A 22,498-nucleotide genomic window follows, 5' to 3' on the forward strand; every position below is an offset into this window, starting at 1 on the left:
CCGGATCTTCCCAGGGGGTGCCATGTTCCGCTTTGCCCTGCTCGCCTTGTTGTCCCTCCAGCTCGGCGCCCAGGCGCTGCGCATCGACGGCGGTGCCGCCCCCATGGAGAACATCTTCAAGCCCGTGCGCGCGGCCTTCGAAGCCCGCGCCGGCCTGCGCCTGGAGCTGCAGGAGAACGGCCCCGAAGTGGCCCTGCTGGCCCTGGACAAGGGCGAGGTGGACGCCGCGGCCGCCGGCCTCAGCCCGGCGTCCTGGTTCGAACTGATGGCCTCCCGGGGCCACAAGGGGATCCGGCAGGAGGCCTTCGTGGCCCGGCGCATCGGCTTCGACAAGATCAACGTCTTCCTCCACGGGGATCTGGTCCTCTTCGAGCTGGACAAGGCCCAGCTCAAGGCGCTCTTCACCGGGAAGGCAACCAACTGGAAGGACGTGGGCGGGCCGGACCTCAAGGTGGTGGTGATCCTGGGGGAGAAGATGCCGGGGACCAACAAGATCTTCCAGGAGCAGGTGATGGATGGCGCTGCCTATGCATCTGCCGTCCGGTGGTCCGGCTCTACGCCCGAAGTCATCCAGGCCCTGGCCGCCACCCCGGGCTCCATCGGCCTGGGCCCCCTTTCGGCCCTCAAGGCCGAGAAGCTCACCAGCCCTTCCACGCCGGAGGTGGGGCGCCCCATCACCCTGCTCACCAAGGGCGCGCCCGGGCCGGGCCTCGCAAAGCTGCTGGCCTTCGTGGAAGGGGAGGGGAAGGCCCTCACCTCCCGGTAGCGGCGCCTTCAGGGCCTGTGGCGATCAATTGGATCGAGAACCCGTTGTCCACGGGAGGTGGCGTAAAGGCCTCCCATGGCCTCAGACTGGAGAGGTGACGCGACCCCCCCGCCCGAATCCGCTCCCCGAGGAAAGGCCCCGATGAAAGGCGGTCTGGGCACCCCCATGGACGCGGAAGGCTTCGCGGAACCGGTCCAACGGCCGGAACCGCCGCGGGTCTCCACCCTCCGCCAGCAGGCGGAGCTCATCCTCCGGCAGGCCGGCTGGGACCTGGCGCCCTGTCCCATCGTGTGGTCCCCGCGCATGAGCCGCTGCGCCGGCCTTTTCGTCATCGAAAAGGACCGGCGGGGCGTCTGGCGTCCGGAGATCCGCCTGTCCACGCCCCTGCTGCGCCGCCGGGACTGGCCCTGGCCCGTCCAGGTCTGCGGCTGCAACTGCCGGAACCCCGAGGATGTGGTGCGCCGCATCCTGGAACACGAGCTCATCCACTACAAGCTCTGGAAGGACGGCGTGGACTGGGGCCACACGGAGCGCTTCCGGGACCTGGCCTGGGCCGCGTTCAACCACCAGAGCATCACCCACGGGATCGGGACGGAGGCCTGAGGCTCCGGATTTCCGCCCTGATCGGGTGGCCGGCCCGCATATATTGGAAGTTAATAACCAAATGCCAAGGATCGCGACCCGGGGGAAGGACCATGCATCATCCGTTCTGGCTGCTCGCGCTGTCCATGGCGCCGCATTGCGCTCCGCCCGTCCGGGCGAATGACAAGGACGGCCTGTTGCACCGCACCGACACGCTCCACATTCGCGTCTACGGACAGGAGAACCTCCTCCTGAAGCCCTTCGGGGCCATACCCCAGGATGACGTAGCCGACTGGCGGAAACTCATGGCGGACGCAAGGACCTTCATCGATGGAGACACCCCGGCCCCGGACCTCCGCGTGGCCATGGCGGCCATGGACAGAGCGGGCGCCTCATCAAGGTGCGGCAGCGCAACTGGAATGACACCGTCCTCCGGTGCACCGACCTGCCCAATCCTGACCTGGACCTCCCCCGCCTCGACAGGGCCATGCTGAAGCAAGGGAACGATGTGGACGCCCTCAGGTGGGCCTTGCAGGAAAACCGGAATCTGCCGCACGTAGCTGGCGTCCGTCGCGGGTCCAGCATGTCCAGGATCTGCCCCCAGGCATACGCCGTCTGGAATGCTCATGGGCACGAGGCCGGGAACAGGACCGCCCGTCCGCCGGAAAGGCGCGAGGCCTGCAGCGCATCCGGGAGTTGAGTGCGGCCCCCGAAAAGGAGCATAGTGGAAGGATCCCGATAACCCATCGCCTGTGAATGCAAGGAGCTCCCTTGGTCATCCCCTTTCCGCTCACCTACCTGTGGCTGGCTGCCGGCGGCCTGGTCCTGCTCCTGATCCTCCTGAAGTCCTTCACCATCGCCCGGGGCGATCAGATCGTCGTGCTGGAGCGCCGCTGGTTCGGGCGGCAAATGCCGGACGGGCGCACCGTGGCCCTGCGCCACGAGGTGGGCGTCCAGGCTCGGGTGCTGGGGCCGGGCTTCCACCTCCTCATCCCCTTCCTGTACAAGACCAGCAAGCGCGATTTCTGCGTGATCCAGACCAACAAGGTGGGCGTCGTGCGGGCCGTGGCGGGCGCCGCCATCCCTTCGGGCCAGTTCATGGCCAAGTCGGTGGAGTGCAGCCTCTTCCAGGACGGGGAGGCCTTCCTTTCCAATGGCGGCCAGAAGGGCCCCCAGCTGGCGATCCTGCCCGAGGGCCAGTACAAGATCAATCCCCTCCTCTTCGAAGTGGCCATGGTGGACGCGACCATGATCCACGACAACGAGGTGGGCTACGTGGAGTCCATCGCCGGCCAGCCCGTGACCCGGGACGGGGGCAACTTCGGCTCGCCCGTGGCGTGCGACAGCTTCCAGGACGCCGAGGCCTTCATCAAGAACGGCGGCCAGAAGGGTCCCCAGATCGCCTTCCTGCCCCCCGGCTACTACCGCATCAACACGATCATGTTCCAGGTCCAGAAGATGCCCATCACCAAGATCCCAGGCGGCCAGGTGGGCCTCGTGGAAGCCACCGACGGCGCCAAGATCCCCGAAGGCCGCCTTCTGGCGGCCCGGGTCCAGGGGCACGGCAACTTCTTCGACGGAGAGGCCTTCCTCAGGAACGGGGGAGAGAAGGGCCGGCAGCTGGACGTGCTCATGCCGGGCGTGTACCGCCTGAATCCCAAACTCTTCAAGGTCATCGACATCGTGGACTGGACCCACATCGAGGCCGACCAGGTGGGCATCGTCACCATCAACGAAGGCAAGCCCATCATTGATTCCTCCAAGATCGCCGCGGAGGAGCTCCCCATGGGCACCCACGACAACTTCCAGGACGCCGACGCCTTCCTCAAGGCCGGCGGGCAGAAGGGCCTGCAGATTCCCGTGCTGCGGGCCGGCAACTACGCCATCAATCCCTGGTTCGCCACCATCGAGAAGGTGGACATGATCCAGGTGCACATCGGCAACTGCGGCGTGGTCACGAGCTACGTGGGCGCGGACGGGGACGACCTCACGGACGACGCGGTCAACGCCAAGATCGTGACCAACGGCTGCAAGGGCATCTGGGCCGATCCCCTCCAGCCCGGCAAGCACCCCCTCAACACCAAGATCTGCAAGGTGGACATCGTGCCCACCACCCAGATCCTGTTGAACTGGGCCGACAACCGCTCCAGCGCCCACGAACTGGACTCCAACCTGAAGACCATCACCCTGCGCACCGCGGACGCCTTCAACGTGAACATGGATGTGAGCGTCATCATCCACATCCCCGTGAAGAACGCCCCCAAGGTCATCGCCAACCTGGGCTCCATCAACAACATGATCAGCCAGGTGCTGGAGCCGGCCATCAGCAGCCACTTCCGCAACGCCGCCCAGTACATCCAGGCCCTGGATCTGTACACGCGGCGCAAGGAACTCCAGGAGAAGGCCAAGGAGCACATCGACGCGGTCCTGAAGGTCCACCACATCGATTCCAAGGACACCCTCATCGCGGACGTGGTGCTGCCCCCGGAGCTCACCAAGACCGTGACGGACCGCCAGATCGCCGAGCAGGAGAAGAAGACCTTCGCCACCCAGAAGGAAGCCCAGGACGAGCGCCGCAACCTGGAGAACGCCAAGGCCCAGGCGAACATGCAGCCCAAGGTGGTGGAATCCGAGCGCAACGTGGAGATCCAGAAGAACCTGGCCGAGAGCCACATCAAGGAGGCCGAAGGCTCAAAGCAGGCGGCCATCCTCATGGCGGAAGGCCAGGCCACGGCCATGCGCCTGGAAGCCGGCGGCCAGGCGGAAGCCACCAAGCTGAACGCCGCCGCCAACGCGGAAGCCACCCAGAAGGTGGGCAGCGCCGAGGCCGAGATCATCCTGGCCAAGGGCACCTCCACCGCCGAAGCCTACAAGCTGGAAGTGGCCGCCATGGGCCGCGACGTCTTCGGGCAGATCCGGGTCATCGACAAGATCGCCTCCAGCAGCCTCAAGCTCATTCCCGAGAACCTGGTCATGGGCGGTGGCGGCGGCGAAGGCAACGGCATGGTCAATGGCCTGTTCGGCATCGCGCTCCTGGAGAAGCTCACCGGCAGGAGCTTCGTGGTGCGCGAGGCTCAGCCTTCCCCTGGGGAGACCGGCAGCATCCAGCGGTAGCCTTCCCGGTCGAGGGTCTGGATGAACGGGGACCGGTCCGTGTCCCCGAGCTTCTTGCGCAGGGTGCCGATGTGCACGTCCACGGTCTTGGGCATGGGCTTGCCGTCCGGGTCCCAGGCCATGTTGAGCAGTTCCTGGCGGCTGTTCACCCGGCCGGGGTTGGACACGAGCACTTCCAGCAGCCGGAATTCCCGCAGCGTCAGGTTCAGGTTGGTGCGCCCGCGGTGCACGTCCAGCTGGAGGAAGTTGATGCGGAAGGGGCCGCTGCGGAGCACCCGGGGCAGGCTCTCCTGGTTGCGCGTCCTGCGCAGGATGGCCCGGATCCGGGCGATGAGCTCGAGGATGGAGAACGGCTTGCCCAGGTAGTCGTCGGCGCCCTGGGACAGGCCCTGGATGCGGTCGGCGTCCCCGGTGCGCGCCGTGAGGATGAGGATGGGCACCGGGTCGCGGCGCCGCCGGAGGACGTGGAGCACCTCGAAGCCGCCGACCTTGGGCAGCATGAGGTCGAGCACGATCAGATCGGCGGGCTGGCGCTCCTGGATCGCCAACCCGGCGGCGCCGTCGCCGGCGGCCTCCACCTGGAAGCCGGCGGCCTCCAGGTTGAGGGTGAGCATCTCGGCGATCTCGGGTTCGTCCTCGATCACCAGGATGCGGTCCGGGGGTGGGGGTTTGGCGGCCATGATCCCTGATGGTAGACGCATTGCGGCTGGGTCGCGCGCTTCTTCCGCCCGGAAAAGTTCGCCGCCGGAAGGCCGGCCCCGGGCCTCCAACTGTTCGGTTCGACTGCAGGCCTGATCGTTCCATAACCCATCTATATATAATAAATGCATACGTCGCGCCGCTTCGTTAAAATTGAAGAATTCCTTTGTCCGCCTTTACTGGACGTGGTCCTCCCGGAAAGCAAGGATCAGACAAGCCAATTAACCAATCCACAATTCATCCGGGAGCCTTCACATGACCATACGTCATACAACCTGGGGCACGATGCGCATCGCCGCCCTGATCGTGGCCTCGTCGGGGCTGCTCTTCAGCCAGAGCAGCGCGGTCGGCAACATCACCGGGACCGTCAAGGGACCCGACGGCAAGGCCGCCAGCGGCGCCCTGGTCCAGGCCCACACGTCCCGGGGCGTGCAGGAAGCGAAGACCGGCGCCCAGGGCGAATTCACCTTCCGGCAGATGCTTCCGGGCACCGTCCGGATCAAGGTTTCCAGCAAGGGGGCCGCGGCCTTCGAGGGGGCCCTCACCGTGGTGGCCAACCAGACCAACCGCATGGACATCAAGCTGGGCGCCCAGGGCATCACCGTGGAAGTGGTGGACAGCCAGGGCCTGGAAGCCATCGACACCGCCCAGGCCACCACCGGCATCGTGATGACCATGAGCGAGATCAGCGAGCTGCCCATCTACTACATGGGCACCAACCGCCTCACCGCCACCACCTTCCGCGCGCCGGGCTCGGTGATGGACACCATCCACGGCACCGACAGCCAGCACAACACCTACGTGGTGGACGGCGTGGCGGCCTCGGACGCCAACTACGGCGGCCAGAACGTCTCCCTGAACAACGATTTCATCGACCAGGTGCAGGTGCTGACCAGCGGCATCTCCGCGAAGTACGGCCGCTTCACCGGCGGCGTCCTCAACGTCACCACCAAGAGCGGCACCAACGAGTTCACGGGCACCAGCCGTTTCGAGATCACCAACGAGAAGTGGAATTCCAAGTACCGCATGCCCGGCGTGGCGTACTACTACTCCAACCTCTACCACTTCCCCCTCACCTGGTCCCCCGTTCCCGACCACCACCAGACGGTGCAGAGCTACACCCTCACGGGCCCGATCATCAAGGACAAGCTCTTCTTCGCGGTGGCCTACCAGACCAACAGCCCCGAGACCCGCCTCGTCTCCAAGACCCAGCCCTCCATGGGCGCGGAAGTGCCCTATACCATCGTCCGGGACTCCTACCTGCTGGACGCCAAGGTGGACTGGCAGATGACCCTCGGACAGCGGCTGTCTGTGGAGCTGAACGAATCCAATTCCAAGGACCTCAACGGCATCTCCAACGGCACCGTCTCGACCCTGGAGACGCTCAGCGGTCTGACCAAGTCCAAGAAGGGCTACCATTCCCTGGGCTACCTGGCCCAGATCTCCTCGTCCCTGGCCCTGGACATCAAGCTCAACGACGCCTATTCCAGGAGCGGCGGTCCCGGCACCGGTCCCACCGGCGGCAAGATCCTGCCCACCTGGAAGGAAATGGAATCCAGCGACGTCCTGGACAACGGCTACGGCTCTGACAGCCAGGCCGACAGCCACACCAAGACGGGCGGGATCAACCTGACCTGGGTGACGGAAGCCATGGGCACCCACGACGTGGAAGGCGGGTTCCAGTTCTACCACTACAACCGCACCGGAGCCGCTTCGCCCACGCCCTCGAACTACGAGATCCTCTTCCGGAACTACGCCGACGGCGCGACGACGCCCAGCCTGGTCAACCGCGTCCTCACGCCCCTGAACGCCACGGACACGGTGCTCTACCAGTACTTCCCCACCCAGGGCGAAGCCGACACCAAGGTGAACAGCCTCTACGTGAACGACACCTGGAAGGTGGATTCGCACTGGTCGTTCAACCTGGGCCTGCGCTTCGACCAGTACAAGAGCGCGAACAATCCCGAGAACATCACCTACTCGTTCCAGACCTTCGCGCCCAGGCTGGGCGCGAGCTACGACCTCAAGGGCGACAAGCGCCACGTGTTCCATGTGGGCGCGGCCCAGTACTCCGGGATGATCAACCAGGGCAACCTCGCCGCCGCCACCGTCACCTCCTCGCCCATCACCCGCGAGTACGTCTACATCGGCACCGGCGGCCCCAACCAGGGCAACGGCCTGGACGCGGTCCTGCCCAGCGGCGCCATCAACTGGGCGGCCTGGGGCAACCACTATGGCCAGACCGGAAGCGCCAACCCCAACCACGTCTCCGATCCCCTCACCGAGCGCAACATCTTCGTGGATCCCAACATCAAGGCCCCCAGGACCTTCGAGGCCACCGTGGGCTACGCGTACACCGACGAGCGCCAGAACCTCACCGTCACCTTCGTGCGGCGGTGGAACGACCAGTTCCTGGACGACTTCCACTACGGCAACGGCATGGGCCCGGGCAAGGCCAAGGTGATCATCAAGAACGATCCCGACGCCAGGCAGCACTACTACGGCCTGGAAATGGCCTACCGCCGCAAGCTGGGCGAGAACCTGCTCGTGGGCGGCAACGCCACCTGGAGCCGCACCTTCGAGAACGCCGGCACCAACCTGGGCGGCGCCGCCTCCCAGGCCAACGACTTCGGCACCGGCAACATCCCCACCGGCCAGCTGAACCCCATGGGCCCGGCCCCCGGCCTGGACGTTCCCATCATGGTGAACGCCGATGCCAACTACCGCATCACCCTGGGTTCCGGAACCCTGAACCTGGGCCTCGTGGGCACCTACAAGTCCGGTTCCGCCGTGGCCTTCCGCTCAGCCCAGGCCAATGTCACCAATGCCCTCCAGGACCAGGGCTACGCCTCCTCCTACAGCCGCTACTTCCCCGAACTCGGGATCGTGCGCCAGCCGGAAGTGTGGACCATGGACCTCCAGACGGGCTACGAGCAGAAGCTCTACGGCAAGGTCGCGGCCTACGCCAAGATCAATATCATCAACGTCTTCAACCGGGTCCGGTACATGACCCGGGACACCAGCGGCACCGTGGTCAGCCAGGGGATGACCTTCCCCCACGCGCCGGGGGCACCCGACGGCTCCGTGGCCAGCAACACGTTCAATCCCAACGAGACCTACGGGCTGGGGCAGGGCAACACCTTCCCCCGCATGGTCCAGGCCGTGCTGGGCTTCAAGTTCTGAACGCCTACCGGGCTAGAATGATGTCCATGCCCTCCCTCCAGGTCTGCAGACCCAGGCCCCGCCGCTTCCGCTGGCGGTTCCGGCTCCTGCGCGGCTACGGGAAGCTCCTTTCCCCGCCGGCGCTGCTGGGTCTGTGGGTCCTGGCGGCGGGGCTGAGCGCCTTCCTGCCCGGCGTCTTCATCGGCCACCGCGTGGCGGTGGCCGCCCAGATCTGGGAGGACCAGGCCCACGAAATGGGCAAGGCCGTGGTCAAGGCCTGGACCCAGCCGCTTCCCCCCGTTGCCTTCACCCGGGGCGACGAGGCGGAGGTGGGGCGGTGGCTGGAGGGGGACCCGCTCCTCCATGCGCTCGTGGATCCGGCCCGGGGCGACGTGTGGCTCCGGGACGGCCGTCGGCTCCTCAAGGCGGGCGGGGCCGGGAACGAGGAAAGCGTCCGGCTCCTCGGGTGGGCGCGCCAGGCCCAGGGCTCCGCCCAGGCCACCTGGATCCCGCCTTCCAGGGAGAACCCGCGGGCCGTTGACGAGAGCGTGCTGGCGCTGTCCGCGGGGCGCTGGTGGCAGTTCAAGGTCTGGCGCCCCTCCTCCCCGGAGACTGACCTTTTCCTGGGCCGCTTCATGGACAGCGCAGCCCCCTTCCGGTTCGCGATCACCCGCTACGACCGGAATCCCCAGGCCGGGCGCCAGAACACCGAATCCGGCGCCCTGCCCCCGAAGAGCCGGTTCTTCCCCCGGGTGAAGGCCCCGCTCGCCTACATGTTCCCTGACCTGAGCCTGGCCTTCGGCGACCCCTGGGTGGCGGGCCTGTGGGGCACCAAGGCCCAGGCGGACTTCATGGAGCACCGGGTCCGCACCTGGACCCGCATGGCCTGGAGCGCCCACGCCGCCTTCGTGACGCTCCTCGGCCTGGCCTGCCTGCTGCACATCTACATCAGCCGGCGGGACAAGCTCCGGGCCGACCAGCTGGCCTTCCTGGCCCACAGCCTCAAGACGCCCCTGACGGTCCTGAAGCTTCGCTGCGACACCGTGCGCAACGCGAACCTCGCCAAGGAGGTCCAGGAGTCCCTGCTGGCCCGCATCGGCGACGAGGTGGACAAGCTCGTGAAGATCATCGAGGCCGGCCTGGAAGGGGTGCGGCCCGAGGCCCGGCCGCCCGTTCTCGAGGTCATCGACGCCGCGTTTTTCCTGCGGCTCAAGGAGCAGATGGAGCCGATCTTCGCGGGGGAGGGCAGGGCCCTGGAGCTGGAGGTGGAGGACCTCGCCTTCCGCGCCTCCGGCCAGGCCCTGCAGCCCGCGCTCAACACCCTGCTGGAGAACGCCCTGATCCACGGGGCGGGCGCCACCCGGGTCCGGGTTGCGCGGCGCCGGAACCTCGTGGAGATCCTGGTGTGCGACGAAGGCCCCGGCATCCCCCCGCACAAGCTCTCCGCCCTGGCGACGCCGGGGCAGGGCGGCGCCCAGGCCGGGCAGGGCGTGGGGATCTTCCTCCTGCGCCAGATGGCCGTGCACGAAGGGTGGGGGCTCCGCTTCGATTCCGTGGGCACGGGGGGCTTCGCGGCCGTCCTGGAGATTCCGGCCTGACGCTGGCGCCGGATCCGGAAAGTGGCGCCGCCGATGGGTCCGCGTGGACCTGGGCGGCACGTTAAAACAAGGCGGTTCCCTTTCCAGTCTTGACTGGGCCGCACCTCCGGCCGGGGTGATCCTTGCCGTGGCAGTCCGGGAATTCCGAACACCCAACCGATGGAGCAAGGCATGCGACGTACCCTTCGAATCGTTCTCCTCTGCGGCTTCGCCGCCCTGGCCGGAAGCCTGGGCGCGGCCCAGCCGTCCTACCTGAAGATCGGGGACCCCGCCCCCGGCATCGCCTCAGCCGCCTGGATCAAGGGCAAGCCGGTGAAGGCCTTCGAGAAGGGCAGGCTCTACGCGGTGGAGTTCTGGGCCACCTGGTGCGGCCCCTGCAAGGAGGGCATTCCCCACCTGACGGAACTGGCCAGGACCTACAAGGACAAGGTCACCGTGATCGGCCTGGACATCTGGGAAGCGCAGAAGGCCGGGGGCGGCGACACCCTTCCCAAGGTCAAGGCGTTCGTGAAGGCGCAGGGGGCGAAGATGGGCTACCGGGTCGCCGCGGACGGCGCCGACGGCCGCATCGCCGACGCCTGGATGAAGGCGGCCGGCGAGAACGGCATCCCCTGCGCGTTCCTGGTGGACCGGGAAGGCCGCGTGGCCTGGATCGGTCATCCCTCGGCCCTGGACGGCGTCCTCAAGGAGGTGCTCGCGGGCACCTACGACCTCGCCGGGGCGCGCACCAGGCGCGAGACGGAGCTGGAGATCACCCGCCCCATCGGGGAGGCGATGGCGGCCAAGAACTACCCCGCGGCCGTCAAGGCCATCGACGCGGCCATGGAGAAGCGCCCGAACCTGAAGTACGGCCTCGCCTACCAGCACCTCGTGGCGCTCTACCACGCGGACCTGGATCGCGGCATCAAGGTGTCCCGGGACATCCTCACAGAGTCCAACCACGAGCAGGGCGCCTACTACATGATGCAGGCCGTCTTCGCGGTGGAGACCGACCTGTCCCCCGCCGCCTACGCGTTCGGCAAGGAACTGGCCAGGGACCTGGAGGCCCGCGGGCTGGGCAACTACATGCTCACGGCCATGAAGGCCGAGCTCTACGCCAACTCCGGTGACCGGCAGGAGGCCATCCGCCTCGCCGAGGAGGCCCTGGCCGCGGCCGAGAAGGACCCCCACGCCACGGCCGGGAACCTCGCCCTGATCCGGAAGAACCTCGCCCGGCACCGGGAAGGGAAGTAGGAGCCGCCATGCGGAACGCGCTGTTCGCCCTCCTCCTCGCCGCCGCGCCCCTGCCGGCGCAGACCGTGCCCCTCGTGGAGCGGACCCTGCCCAACGGGCTGCGGGTGCTCCTGGTGGAGCGCCACAACCAGCCCAGCATCGCCTGCGGGTGGGTGGCCCGGGCGGGCAGCGCCAACGAGACCGCAGGGGCCACCGGCATGGCCCACCTGTTCGAGCACATGATGTTCAAGGGCACCGACACCATCGGCACCCGGAACGCCGCCCGGGACCGGGAGCTCAACGCCCTGCAGGACCGGGTCAGGGCCGGGATCCGGCAGGAGGTGGACCGCCTCCGGGAGCGCCAGCGCCGGGGCGGGCTCGGGAGCCTGGAGGATCCCTCCGCCCGGAGCCCGCGCCACCAGGAGCTCCTGGACGAATTCAACCGCCTCGTGGCCGAGCAGCGCAGCCTCGTGGTCAAGGACGAGCTGCCCAAGCTCTACGACGAGATGGGGGCCACGGACCTGAACGCCAACACGACCCCGGACCGCACCTTCTTCCACATCACGGTCCCCGCCAACAAGCTGGAGCTCTGGGCCTGGCTGGAGTCCGACCGCCTCAAGAACGCCGTGTTCCGGGAGTTCTACAGCGAGCGGGACGTGGTCCTGGAAGAGCGCCGCCAGCGCACCGACGGGTCTCCCGCCGGGAGGATCATGGAGGCCTTCGCCGCCCTCTCCTGGGAGGCGCTGCCCTACCGGTGGCCGGTCATCGGCTGGCCCAGCGACGTCACCCAGATCACCCGGGAGCAGGCCGACCGGTTCTACGCCACCTACTACGCCCCCAACAACCTTTCGCTGATCCTGGTGGGGGACTTCCGCACGGAGGAGGCCTTCGCCCTGGTGGAGCGGTACTTCGGGCGCCTCGTCGCCAATCCCGCCGGAGTGCCTCCGGTCATCACCACCGAGCCCCTCCAGGTGGCCGAGCAGCGCATGGTGGCCGAGGCCGACGCCAGCCCCATGCTGAGGGTGAGCTACAAGACCGTCTCCGGCGTCCACCGGGACGCCCCGGCCCTGCAGGTGCTGGCGGGCGTCCTCAACGGCGCCTCCGGGCGCCTGCACCGGGCCCTGGTCCTGCACGACCAGGCGGCCCTCTCCGTGCGCGCCGGCGCCTTCGGCATGCGCTACGGCGGCACCTTCAACGTCCTGGCGGAGCCGGCCCCCGGCCGGGGCCCCGCGGACCTGGAACCCGTCCTCTACCGGGAGCTGGAGCGGATCCGCACCGGAGGGGTCACGGAGGAGGAACTCACCCGGGTGAAGAACCAGGCCCAGGTGGCCCTGTTCCGCATGCTGGAGAACAACGGCGGCCTGCGCTACGCGCTGGCCGAGGCCGAGGGCATGGGCACGGCCGCCGACCTCCTGGACGCGCCCCGGCGCCTGCGCGAAGTCACCCGGGACGATGTCATGCGGGTCGCCAGGACCTACCTGTCGCCCGAAACCCGCACGGTCCTCCTGCTGAGCCGGAAGAAGGCTCCCGGGGGCCCGCAGCCCGTGGAGGTCAAATGAAGATCGGACGCATGGGTCTCATGCTCGCCCTGGCGGCCCCGTTCCTGGCCGCCCAGGCCATCCCCGCCCGCCCCGAGCAGCTCACCTTCGCCCCCCTGGCCTTCACGCCTCCCCTCGCCGCGGCCCACCAGGCCCGGCTCGCCAACGGCATGGCCGCGTTCCTCCACCCGGATCCCGCGGGCGTTCCCCTCGTGCGCATCGCGGTGCAGTTCCGGGGCGGCGCCTACCTGGACCCCCGGGGCAAGGAGGGCCTGGCCGCCCTGTTCGGCCAGGTGCTGCGCAGCGGGGGCACCCGGGGAATGGCGGCGGAGGACCTGGACCGGCGCCTGGATTTCCTGGGCGCGACCCTCTGGAGCCACAGCGGGCCGACCTCGGGCGAGCTGGCCCTGGAGGTGCTGGAGAAGGATCTCCCCGAAGGCCTGGCCATGTTCCTGGACGTGCTCACCCACCCCGCCTTCCGCCAGGACCGGCTGGATCTGGCCCTCAAGGGCGCCCGGCGCGCCATGGAGCGGCGCAACGACGACGCGGATTCCATCGCCGCCTACCAATCCGCCTTCCTTTTGAACGGCCCGGGCCACTTCACCACGGCCTTCTCCACGAAGCGCAGCCTGGACGCCATCACCCGGACCGACCTGGAGGCCTTCCACGGGCGGCTCCTGCACCCCGGCAACCTGGTGGTGACGGTCACCGGCCGCTTCGAGCGGGCCTCCATGCTGGCCCTCCTGGACCGCACCCTCGGTTCCCTGCGCCCCGGCCCCGCCGCCCTGCCGAGCCCCCCCGTCCCGGCCCCCACCCCGGTGCGAAAACCGGGCCTCTACGTCGTCGACAAGGACCTGCCCCAGAGCCTGGTCCAGCTGGAGCTGCCGGGCCTGCGCCGGCTGGATCCGGACTGGCCCGCGGCCCTGGTCATGAACCAGGTGCTCGGCGGCGGCGGCTTCACCGCGCGCCTCACCAAGAAGATCCGCAGCGACGAGGGCCTCACCTACGGCATCTACGCCGGCTTCGACGAAGGGGCCCACTGGAAGGGCGACTGGACCTGCTCCTTCCAGACCCGGAACGCCGCGGTGCCCTACGCCCTGCGCCTGACCCTGGCCGAACTGGAGCGCATGCGCAGGGAACCCGTCCCCGCCGCGGAGCTCCGCACGATCAAGGACGGCCTCATCCAGTCCTTCCCCTCCCAGTGGTCGGATCCCCAGGCCGTGGTGCGCTTCTTCGCCGAGGAGACGTTGAAGGGCTGGCCCCTGGACTATTTCAGGGACTTCCGCGCCCGCATCGAGGCCGTCACCGCCGAGGACGTGCAGCGGGCGGCCCGGACCTTCCTGAACCTCGACCAGCTGGTGGTGCTCGTCGTGGGCAAGGCCGCCGAAGCCGAGGCCGGTGAGCCGCGGGACCATCCGGGCCGCCTCAAGGACGTGCTCCCGCTGCCCCTGACGCGGCTGCCCCTGCGGAACGCCATGACGATGGAGCCGGGTCCCTGACGCTTCCGGAACCTCCAGGGGCGCCGTCCTGCGAAGGAACGTCTGCCGGATTCGCGCATCAGATCAGGGAAGCATCCTGAGGTCTTTCGCGTGCCGCCTATCCAGAATTCCTATATTTCCCTCTTTTCAGACATCAAGCAACGCATCCAGGCAGCCAGATCCCGGGCGGCCCTCGCGGTGAATGCTGAGCTCATCCGGCTGTACTGGGACATCGGCCGGACGCTCCTCGTGCGCCGGGAAAAGGAGGGCTGGGGGGGGAAGGTCGTCGACAGACTGGCCGCCGATCTCCAGGCCGCCTTCCCGGGGATGAAGGGGCTTTCCAGGGCAAACCTCAAGTACATGCGCTATTTCGCAGAATGCTGCCCCGACCTGCGAATTGGTCAGCAGGCTGCTGACCAATTGCCGTGGTTCCACCTGGTGACCTTGTTGACCAAGGTCGACCGGGATCCCGAACGGGAATGGCTGTGCTGCCGGGCCGTCCAGGAAGGCTGGTCGCGTGCCGCCCTGGAAGCCAACATCTCGAACAGGCTCTTCGATCGCCAGGGGCAGACCGTAAACAATTTCGAAGCCCGGATGCCTGCCGTGGAAGCAGCGATGGCCAAGGAGGCGTTAAAGGATCCTTACCTTTTCGACTTCCTCGGTATTGGCGAGCAGGCGCAGGAACGGGATATCGAAGATGCCCTGACCCGGCACATCACACGGTTTCTCCTGGAACTGGGAGCCGGATTCGCGTTTGTCGGAAAACAAGTCCCGCTGACGGTTGGCGGGGACCGGTTCCTCCTTGACCTGCTCTTCTATCACACGCGTCTGAAGTGCTACGTCGTAGTCGAGTTGAAGGCGAAGGACTTCAAGCCCGAACACGCGGGCAAGCTCAATTTCTACCTGACCGCCATGGATGCCCAGGTGAAGGCCTCCGACGACCGTCCCACCATGGGCCTCCTGCTCTGCCGGAAGAAGAACCGCATGGTCGCGGAGTATGCCCTTTCGGGCATGGAGAAGCCTCTGGGCATTTCCGAATACCAGCTGCTCCGGGCGCTGCCCGATCCCCTCGACAGGAACCTGCCGACCATCGAGGACCTCGAGGAGGCTCTGAGCGGGGAACTGGAACTTCGTGCCTCCGAGGAAGCCGGGTGACGTCTTTTGGCGCACGGCCGGGGAATCAGACTCCCGGCAGGCGCTTCTCATAGCAGAGGAATCGCCGGCCGGGCCTGAAGGCCAATCCGATCTCACCCGCAAGGACGTACCCGAGCTTGGGGAACAGCCGCCGGGTCGCTTCGTTCTCCGTGTTGGTGTCCAGCCGCAGCGCGGTGATGCCGCGCTCGCGGGCCACCTCCTCCGCCTGCAGCATCAGCGCCTCCGCCACGCCCCGGCCCCGGAAGGCGGGGTCCACGGCCAGGCGGTGCACCACGATGGCCGGTTCGTCCGGATCCAGGCCGGCGTCGGCGTACTCGGGCTCCTGGTCCTCGGTGATGGCGGCCATGCCGGCCACCTGCCCGTCCTCCTCGGCGATCCACAGCTGGCCTTTCGCGGCGTCCCCGGCGAACACCTCCGCGTTGGGGTAGGTGTCGTCCCACTGGAGGTTGCCGGCCTGGCGCATGAGGGGCACGGCGCGGCGGACCAGCGCCATCACGGGTTCCACATCCTCCGGGTGGCCAAGGCGGACGAGCATGCCTAGTCGATATCCCCGGCCGTCTTGAGCAGGCGCTTTTCCGCCAGGCGCAGCCAGTGTTCCGCGGCCAGGACGCCCTCGCCGTGGTGGATGCGCTGGAAGTGGCCCAGGAGATGGCGGATGGTGCGGGGGATGGCGGGGGCGAAGTGGGCCTTGCCGCGGTTCACCACCTGGTTGCCGAAGGTGCCCAGGGTCTTGAGGTTGCGCTGGATGCCGCTGAGGTTCAGCTCCTCCCACAGGAGGGTCTCGCTCCAGCCGGTCTCCTCCTCCACGCTGCGGATCATGATGGCGCGGGCCTCCTCGGACCAGTCCCAGTACCCGTCGAAGAGGATGGAGGCCAGGTCGTAGGTGGCGGCGCCCTTGCGGGCGTCCTGGAAGTCGAGGGTCACGAGGCGGTCGCCGTGCACCATGAGGTTGCGCACGTGGAAGTCGCGGTGGGAAAGGGAGTGGGTGCGCGACTCCAGGCCGTTGTGCACGTCCTCCATCATGCGGTCCAGCCAGAGGGGGGCCTCCTTGCCCAGGAAGTCGGCGAAGAAGTGCTGCTTGCAGAACTCCCACTCGAACTGGAACTTGGCGTGGTCGAAGCGGCGCAGCATGAAGAAGGCCCGGGGCGGGGCGCCCTCGGTGAGCAGGCCCAGCCAGGTGGCCAGGAGGCCCCCCACGTCCCGGGCCCAGGCGAGCTCCTCCTCGGGATGCGCGATCAGGCGCATCTCCAGCGTGGTGGAGCCCAGATCCTCCACCAGCATGGCGCGCAGCTCGTCGTCGTACTGGATGATGGTGGCCACCCGCACCACCGGGTCCAGGTAGGCCTGGAGGGCCCGGTACTCGAAGTAGGAATCGTCGGTGCCTGCGGGATCCGCGTTGGGGTAGAGGACCACCAGGGCGCTGCCCAGGTGGGGGTGGTCCACCCGGAAGTACTGCCGCAGGCCGGCGTCCCCGTTCAGGAGGACCGGGTTCCTGCAGCCCCAGCGATCGAGGACGGACTGGAGTTGAGCGCTCATCGTTCCAGTCTATAGCGCGAGGCGCACAAGGTGTCCCCCTTCCTCGAACCAGAAACCGTCCTGGTCCCGGAAGGCGGGGTGGAGCCGGGCGCCGGGACCCAGCACGCAGTGCCGCAGGTCCCCGGCCGGCCGGGCCTCCGGATGGACGTAGCAGCCGGGGATCCGGCCCTCGGCCTCCGGGGCCACCCGGGCCGCGGCCTCGATGAGCTGGTCCGGCGACCCGATCTCGTAGAAGGGGAAGGGGTCCACCACCACCCCGAAGGCCCGGTCCAGGTTGGCCAGGACGTGGACCTTCACGTCGGCGGGCCCTTCCTCGGGGAGGAGGGCCAGGGCCCGGGGACTCCAGAAGGCGGGGCCCACGAAATGGTAGGGCCCTTCGCCGGTCTGGCCGGGGGGGAGGATGCGGCCGGTCCGGTCCAGCCACACCGGGTTCCAGGGGCCGCCGGGGTGGGGGATGAGGAGCCAGCTCAGGTCCGAGCCCAGGGCCCGGTGGCGCTCCCGGAACGCCTCCCAGGGGGGATCGGCCAGGATGTCGCCGTTCCACACCGCCAGTTCGCTGGATGCCCGGTCCCTCACGTGGCGCAGGCCCCCGGCCGTGCCCAGCAGGACGGGTTCCGGGCACACCTCGATGCCGGTGCCCCGGGCGGCCTCCCGGATGCGGTCGGGCAGGACGTGGGCGTTGCAGGCCAGGTTCCGGATCCCCGCCCGGCGAAGGCCATCGGCGGCCAGGGCGATGAGCGGGCGGCCGTTGAAGGGCCAGGCCGGCTTGGGCAGCGCCCGGGACAGGGGTCCCATGCGCGTTCCCAGTCCCGCCGCCAGGATGAACCCGTCAATCGTCACTGGGCTCCCCGGTGGCCACGGGCTTGAGGAGGAACTTCCGGGGGGCCATGCCCCGCATCTCCAGCACCCGGATCCGCCAGCCCTGGATGCGCAGCTCGTCCCCCGCCCGGAGGATGCGCCCCAGCCGCTCCTGGAACAGCCCGCCCAGGCTCACGGAGCCCTTCTCCACCTCCAGGTGGAGGTCCAGGTGGTCCTCCAGCTCCTCCAGGGTGACGTTGCCCTGGGCCAGCCAGGCCCCGCCCCGTGTGCGCCGGAGGTTGATCACCTCCCGGTCGAACTCGTCCTGGATCTCGCCCACCAGCTCCTCCAGCACGTCCTCCAGGGTCACCAGGCCGTCCACGCCGCCGTGCTCGTTCACCACCAGGGCCAGGTGCTGCTTCTGCTTCTGGAAGTCCAGCAGCAGGTCCTGGATGAGCCGCATCTCGGGCACCATGAACGCGGCCCGGGCCAGCCTGCGGAAGTCCAGCTCCGGGCCCTGGTCGTTGAGGGCCCACAGCAGGTCGCGCAGGTGGATGACGCCCACCACGTGGTCCAGGTCCCCGTCGCAGAGCGGCAGGCGCGTGTTGACGCAGCTCCGGGCCAGGGCTAGGTTCTCCTCGAAGGTGCGCTGCAGGTCGAAGTAGACCACCTGGGCCCGGGGCACCGCGACCTCCTTGACGGTGCGCTTGGAGAAGTCGAAGAGGTTCTCGATGAGGTCCTTGCGGGAGATCTCCAGCTTGCTCTTCATGAGCATGCGGCGGAACTCGTCCTCGGTGGGGGCGTGGTCCACGGCGGGGGGGACCCCCAGGAGCCGCTCCAGTCCGTGGGTGAGGCCGGTCAGGGTCCGGGTCACGGGAGCGATGGCCTGGGACCAGAACAGGAGGGGGCCCGCGGTGCGCAGGGCCCAGACCTCGGCCGAGCGCAGGGCCACGCCCCGGGGCAGCAGCTCGGCCAGCACCACCTGGAGCAGCGTGATGACCAGGATCCCCATGAACGAGCCCAGGACAAGCCCCACCCGGGGCCAGGGCGTGCCCCCGAAGAGCGCCTGGAACCCCTTGACGAAGACGTCCTCCCCGACGGCGCCCAGGCTGATGGTGAGGAGCGTGATGGCCACCTGGATGCTGGAGAGGTGGCGGTCCAGGTTGCGGTGGACCTCCAGGGCCTGGGCCGCCCGGGGATCGGCGTCCAGCCGGGCCTCCAGCTGCGTGCTGCGCACCCGCACCGCGGCGAACTCGGCGCAGACGAAGAACCCCGTGGCGAGAATGAGCGCCGGGGTGGCGATCAGGGCGCTGGTGTGCATGCTCAGCCCTTGGCGAGGTCCAGGGCCTGGCGGGCCTTGTCCCCGAGTTCCGCGAGCACGGTCCCGATCGTGTCCAGGCGGTCCTGGCGGCCCTGGAGCTCGGCGGCGAGGTCGGCCTTTTCACGGTTCAGCTGGTTGATGCGATCCTGCCCGGCATCCAGATCGGCGTGCAGGCGGCCCAGGTTGGCCTCCCGCTCCTCGATGCCGGCGAGGAACTCCCTGCGCTGGCTCTCCCCGGCGGCCTCGGCGGTGTCCAGGCGGGCCTGGAGGTCGTTGGCGGCGCGTTCCAGCTGCTCCCGCAGCCCGCCCAGGGTGTCGCGCTCCTCCCGCAGGTCGCGGGACGTGGCCTCCTGGAGGCTGAGCTTCTCCTGGAGGACGAAGATCTCCCCGGCCTGCTCCGTCAGCTCGTCGTCCTTGGCGGCGCACTCCGCCTGGAGCTTCGCCCGCGCCTCGGCGAGGTCGCGCTGGGTCTGCTCCTGGAAGGCGACCTGCTCCCGGGCGGAGGCCAGTTCGGCCTCCAGTTCCGCCACCCGGCCCTGGGCGCCTTCCAGCTCCTGGATGCGGGCCTGCTTCACGGCCGCGTCGGCGCGCACGCCTTCGAGTTCATGGAGGAGGTCCGAGCTGTGCTGCTCGGCGAGGGCCGCCTGGGCCCCGGCGGTGCGCAGGGTCTCCTGGGTTTCCGAAAGGGAGGCTTCCAGGTCCTTGACCTTGGCGGCGGCCTCCCAGGCCTCCTCGAGCTGGGCCTGGAGCAGCTGGTGGGATTCCATGAGCTCGGCGTTCTGCTGGTTCTTCTCGGACAGGAGGGCATTGACCTCGTCGAGCTGTTCCACCAGGCGCTTCTGCTCGTCCAGGGCGTCCTGGAGGTCGCCCCTGAGGCCGTCCTCGGCCGCCGTGCGCTCCTGGAGCGAATGGCGAAGCGCCTCGGCCTCGCCCTGGCTGTGCTGGATGTCGTCCAGGTTGCGGGTGACGGCGGCGTTGCGCTGGATGAGCTCCTCGATCTCCCGGGTCTTGCGCTCCAGCTCGTCGTGCTGGGCGGAGAGCTTGAGTTCCAGGTCCTTGACGCGCCACTCCAGGAGCTCGATCTCCCCCTGGTTGCGGACGGGCTTCTCGGGGGCGGGCGGCGGCTCCGCGGCCCAGCCCGGGATGGGGGCGATGGCCCGGGGTGCCGGGGCCGGCTCGGTCTCCAGCTCCGTGCGCAGGCTTTCCAGCCACTCGTCGCCCAGGTCGGCCCCGGCGAGGTCGCCCAGGGGGTTGTCCGGATCGTCCTCCTTCATGGGCACCAGCTCGGCCAGCGCGGGGATGAGGGCGGTGGCGTTGATGGGCTTGTGCAGGTACAGATCGGCCTTGCCCTTGGTGCCCCGGTGCCGGGAATACTCCTCCTCGGACGCCTTGGCGCTGATGAGGGCGATCTTCAGGTCCGCATGCATGGGGGCCCTGCGGATGGCCGAACACAGGGCGTAGCCCTTGTTCTCGGACGTCTCCACGCACAGGAGGATCCCGCCGTACTGCCCCGACTCCAGGCGCGTGAGCGCCCCCTCCGTGGTGTAGAGGAAGTCGACTTCGAAGGCGGATTCCAACGGGGATTTGTGATCCTGGATGAATCTCCGATCGCTGTCCACGACGAGGAGACGCTTGCCCATATTCGATCCTTGCAAATGGACTTATAAGATAACCCAGAAAAAAAGCTGCCGGGAAAGAATCCCGGCAGCCTTTGTGCTTGGGCTTCCTAGCGCGGAGGAATGGCGATCGTCTGCGAGGAGCCCCTGGGGGGCCGCACGAGGAGAAGCAGGGGCTTCTTGCCCCCTGCCTTCTTGACTTCGGCCTGGAAGGCCTGGAGCCCGTCGATGTCCTTGGGGCCCACGGCGGTGATGACCAGGCCGGCCTGGAGGCCCTTTTCGGCGGCTCCCGACCGGGCCGCCACGAAGGTGATGACCACGCCCTTGACGTCGTTGGGGACTCCGAACTGGTGACGGTTGGCGGGGGACAGGGCCTCGACGGTGAAGCCGTAGGTCTTCTCGAGGTTCATCTGCTTGGGGTTGTCGGGGTCGGTCTTGGGCGCGGAGTCGTCCTCCTCGCCGTCCTGGGCCTCGCCCTTCTGGATCTCCTTGCGGTCGCCCAGGGTCACCTTGATGTCCTTGAACGCCCCGTCGCGCCACACCGTGACGGTGACGGTCTCGCCGGCCCTGCGGCCCGCGATGGCGGCCACCAGCTGGTCGCCGCTGCGGACCTTCTGGCCGTCCACGGCGGTGATGACGTCCAGGCGCTGGATGCCGGCCTTGTCCGCGGGGGTGCCCCGGTCGACGTTGGAGACCACGGCGCCTTCCTTGATGCCCAGGGAGGACTGGAACTCGTTGTCCAGGTTGCGGGTGCCCACGCCCAGGTAGCCGCGGCTCACGGGCTTGCCGCTCTCCAGGTCCGCGATGACCCGCTTGATCATGTTCACGGGCACGGCGAAGCCGATGTTCTGGCCGTCGGGGCGGATGGCGGTGTTGATGCCGATGACCTCGCCCCTGAGGTTGAGCAGGGGTCCGCCGGAGTTGCCGCGGTTGATGGCGGCGTCGGTCTGGATGAAGGACTCGAGGCCGGGGCCGGTGAGCTGGCGGCCCTTGGCCGAGACGATGCCCTGGGTGACGGTGTGCTCGAGACCCAGGGGGTTGCCGATGGCCACCACCCACTCGCCGATGCGCATGGCGTCGCTGTCGCCCAGCTTGGCGTAGGGCAGGTGCTTGGCGTCGATCTTGATCAGCGCGATGTCCAGCTCCTTGTCCTTGCCCAGGATCGTGGCCTTGAAGGTGCGGCCGTCGGCCATCTTCACCTCGATGGTGCTGTCCCCGCCCCGCACGCCGTCGATGACGTGGTTGTTGGTGAGGATCTTGCCGTCGGGGGAGATGACCACGCCGCTGCCGCCGGCCTGGACCCGCTGCTCCTCCTCCTGGGGCTTGCGGGTGCCGGGGCGCTGGGGCCCGAAGAACCAGTTGAAGAAGTCGTCGCCGAAGGGCGACTCGCCCTCGAAGCGGCCCCGGTTCTTCACGAAGCTGGTGTTGGTGATGGCCACCACCGTGGGATTGAGCTTCTCCGCCACGTCCGCGATGGGCGGGAGGCGGTCGAGGCCCTTGGCGTCGACGGTGACCGGCTGCTCCTCCTGGGCCCTGGCGACCCAGCGGTAGCTGAGGCCCATTCCCACGGCCATGCAGACGCCTGCGAAGGCCGAAAGCATGAAGAGTTGCTTGATCTGACGTTTCATAGGTATTCCCTCGTGAGAGATGCCCGACCCGGGCCAGGTTTTGGGTCTGGTTGCTATATGATGTAAAAGATCAATAAGTTCCGCAGCGCGAACCTCATACGCCAACTAGTATAGACGAGGAAAAAAGGCGCGGGTTTAGCTGCTCGCCACCGGGACCCGAGATGCCGCTTCCCAGGGGGGCGCGTTGCGGATATTCTGATAGATCCAACGGCGGATGTAGCTCAGTTGGTTAGAGTACTGGATTGTGATTCCAGGTGTCGCCGGTTCAAGTCCGGTCATCCGCCCCAGATCGAAA

Annotated in this window: 16 protein-coding genes and 1 tRNA gene; 10 read left to right on the forward strand and 7 right to left on the reverse strand. The window is 68.2% G+C overall.

Going from position 1 to position 22,498, the window contains the following annotated elements; genetic code table 11:
- Window positions 1-22: 22 nt before the first annotated feature.
- From ACZ5MC_RS02000 to ACZ5MC_RS02010, 3 genes are all read left to right on the forward strand, one after another.
- Window positions 23-766: a substrate-binding domain-containing protein gene (locus tag ACZ5MC_RS02000; RefSeq protein WP_306598587.1), complete on the forward strand. Its 744-nt coding sequence runs from the start codon at window positions 23-25 to the stop codon at window positions 764-766.
- Between the two features lie 141 nt (window positions 767-907).
- Complete coding sequence (locus ACZ5MC_RS02005; protein WP_306598588.1) at window positions 908-1,369, forward strand: SprT family zinc-dependent metalloprotease; 462 nt, start codon at window positions 908-910, stop codon at window positions 1,367-1,369.
- Between the two features lie 750 nt (window positions 1,370-2,119).
- Entirely contained in the window at window positions 2,120-4,462 is a 2,343-nt protein-coding gene (locus ACZ5MC_RS02010) for an SPFH domain-containing protein (RefSeq protein WP_464516910.1), read from the forward strand.
- On the opposite strand, the gene ACZ5MC_RS02015 is transcribed toward ACZ5MC_RS02010, so the two are convergent.
- Entirely contained in the window at window positions 4,423-5,142 is a 720-nt protein-coding gene (locus tag ACZ5MC_RS02015) for a response regulator transcription factor (RefSeq protein ID WP_306598591.1), read from the reverse strand. The two genes, ACZ5MC_RS02010 and ACZ5MC_RS02015, sit on opposite strands and share 40 nt — an antisense overlap.
- 274 nt (window positions 5,143-5,416) lie before the next feature.
- On the opposite strand from ACZ5MC_RS02015, the gene ACZ5MC_RS02020 reads away from it, so the two are divergent.
- The 6 genes from ACZ5MC_RS02020 (at window position 5,417) to ACZ5MC_RS02045 (ending at window position 15,304) form a co-directional block, all read left to right on the forward strand.
- The gene (locus ACZ5MC_RS02020) at window positions 5,417-8,344 is read left to right on the forward strand and encodes a TonB-dependent receptor (protein ID WP_464516911.1); all 2,928 of its coding nucleotides are present in this window, start codon (window positions 5,417-5,419) and stop codon (window positions 8,342-8,344) included.
- Window positions 8,345-8,370: 26 nt separating this feature from the next.
- Entirely contained in the window at window positions 8,371-9,921 is a 1,551-nt protein-coding gene (locus ACZ5MC_RS02025; protein ID WP_464516912.1) for a sensor histidine kinase, read from the forward strand.
- A gap of 171 nt (window positions 9,922-10,092) precedes the next feature.
- Window positions 10,093-11,154: a TlpA family protein disulfide reductase gene (locus ACZ5MC_RS02030; protein WP_464516913.1), complete on the forward strand. Its 1,062-nt coding sequence runs from the start codon at window positions 10,093-10,095 to the stop codon at window positions 11,152-11,154.
- A gap of 8 nt (window positions 11,155-11,162) precedes the next feature.
- Window positions 11,163-12,692, forward strand: coding sequence for a M16 family metallopeptidase (locus ACZ5MC_RS02035; RefSeq protein ID WP_464516914.1), 1,530 nt, complete (start codon window positions 11,163-11,165; stop codon window positions 12,690-12,692).
- Window positions 12,689-14,170: a M16 family metallopeptidase gene (locus tag ACZ5MC_RS02040; RefSeq protein WP_464516915.1), complete on the forward strand. Its 1,482-nt coding sequence runs from the start codon at window positions 12,689-12,691 to the stop codon at window positions 14,168-14,170. The genes ACZ5MC_RS02035 and ACZ5MC_RS02040 overlap by 4 nt, the downstream gene beginning before the upstream one ends.
- Window positions 14,171-14,260: 90 nt before the next feature.
- The gene (locus ACZ5MC_RS02045) at window positions 14,261-15,304 is read left to right on the forward strand and encodes a PDDEXK nuclease domain-containing protein (protein ID WP_464516916.1); all 1,044 of its coding nucleotides are present in this window, start codon (window positions 14,261-14,263) and stop codon (window positions 15,302-15,304) included.
- A 25-nt stretch (window positions 15,305-15,329) separates the two neighbouring features.
- On the opposite strand, the gene ACZ5MC_RS02050 is transcribed toward ACZ5MC_RS02045, so the two are convergent.
- From ACZ5MC_RS02050 to ACZ5MC_RS02075, 6 genes are all read right to left on the reverse strand, one after another.
- Window positions 15,330-15,839 (reverse strand): GNAT family N-acetyltransferase, encoded by a 510-nt coding sequence (locus ACZ5MC_RS02050; RefSeq protein WP_306598598.1) that lies wholly within the window; start codon window positions 15,837-15,839, stop codon window positions 15,330-15,332.
- A gap of 2 nt (window positions 15,840-15,841) precedes the next feature.
- The gene (locus tag ACZ5MC_RS02055) at window positions 15,842-16,840 is read right to left on the reverse strand and encodes a phosphotransferase (protein WP_306598599.1); all 999 of its coding nucleotides are present in this window, start codon (window positions 16,838-16,840) and stop codon (window positions 15,842-15,844) included.
- A 9-nt stretch (window positions 16,841-16,849) separates the two neighbouring features.
- The gene (locus tag ACZ5MC_RS02060) at window positions 16,850-17,680 is read right to left on the reverse strand and encodes an NTP transferase domain-containing protein (RefSeq protein ID WP_464516917.1); all 831 of its coding nucleotides are present in this window, start codon (window positions 17,678-17,680) and stop codon (window positions 16,850-16,852) included.
- On the reverse strand, window positions 17,670-18,959 hold the full coding sequence (locus ACZ5MC_RS02065; protein ID WP_306598602.1) for a hemolysin family protein: 1,290 nt from the start codon (window positions 18,957-18,959) through the stop codon (window positions 17,670-17,672). The genes ACZ5MC_RS02060 and ACZ5MC_RS02065 overlap by 11 nt, the downstream gene beginning before the upstream one ends.
- Window positions 18,960-18,961: 2 nt before the next feature.
- Window positions 18,962-20,599: a response regulator gene (locus ACZ5MC_RS02070; RefSeq protein WP_464516918.1), complete on the reverse strand. Its 1,638-nt coding sequence runs from the start codon at window positions 20,597-20,599 to the stop codon at window positions 18,962-18,964.
- Between the two features lie 86 nt (window positions 20,600-20,685).
- Window positions 20,686-22,203, reverse strand: coding sequence for a Do family serine endopeptidase (locus ACZ5MC_RS02075; RefSeq protein ID WP_464516919.1), 1,518 nt, complete (start codon window positions 22,201-22,203; stop codon window positions 20,686-20,688).
- Between the two features lie 210 nt (window positions 22,204-22,413).
- Here ACZ5MC_RS02075 and ACZ5MC_RS02080 point away from each other — a divergent pair.
- Window positions 22,414-22,490, forward strand: a tRNA-His gene (locus tag ACZ5MC_RS02080).
- Window positions 22,491-22,498 lie beyond the last annotated feature (8 nt).

This window comes from Mesoterricola sp. JemC181, assembly GCF_055384585.1.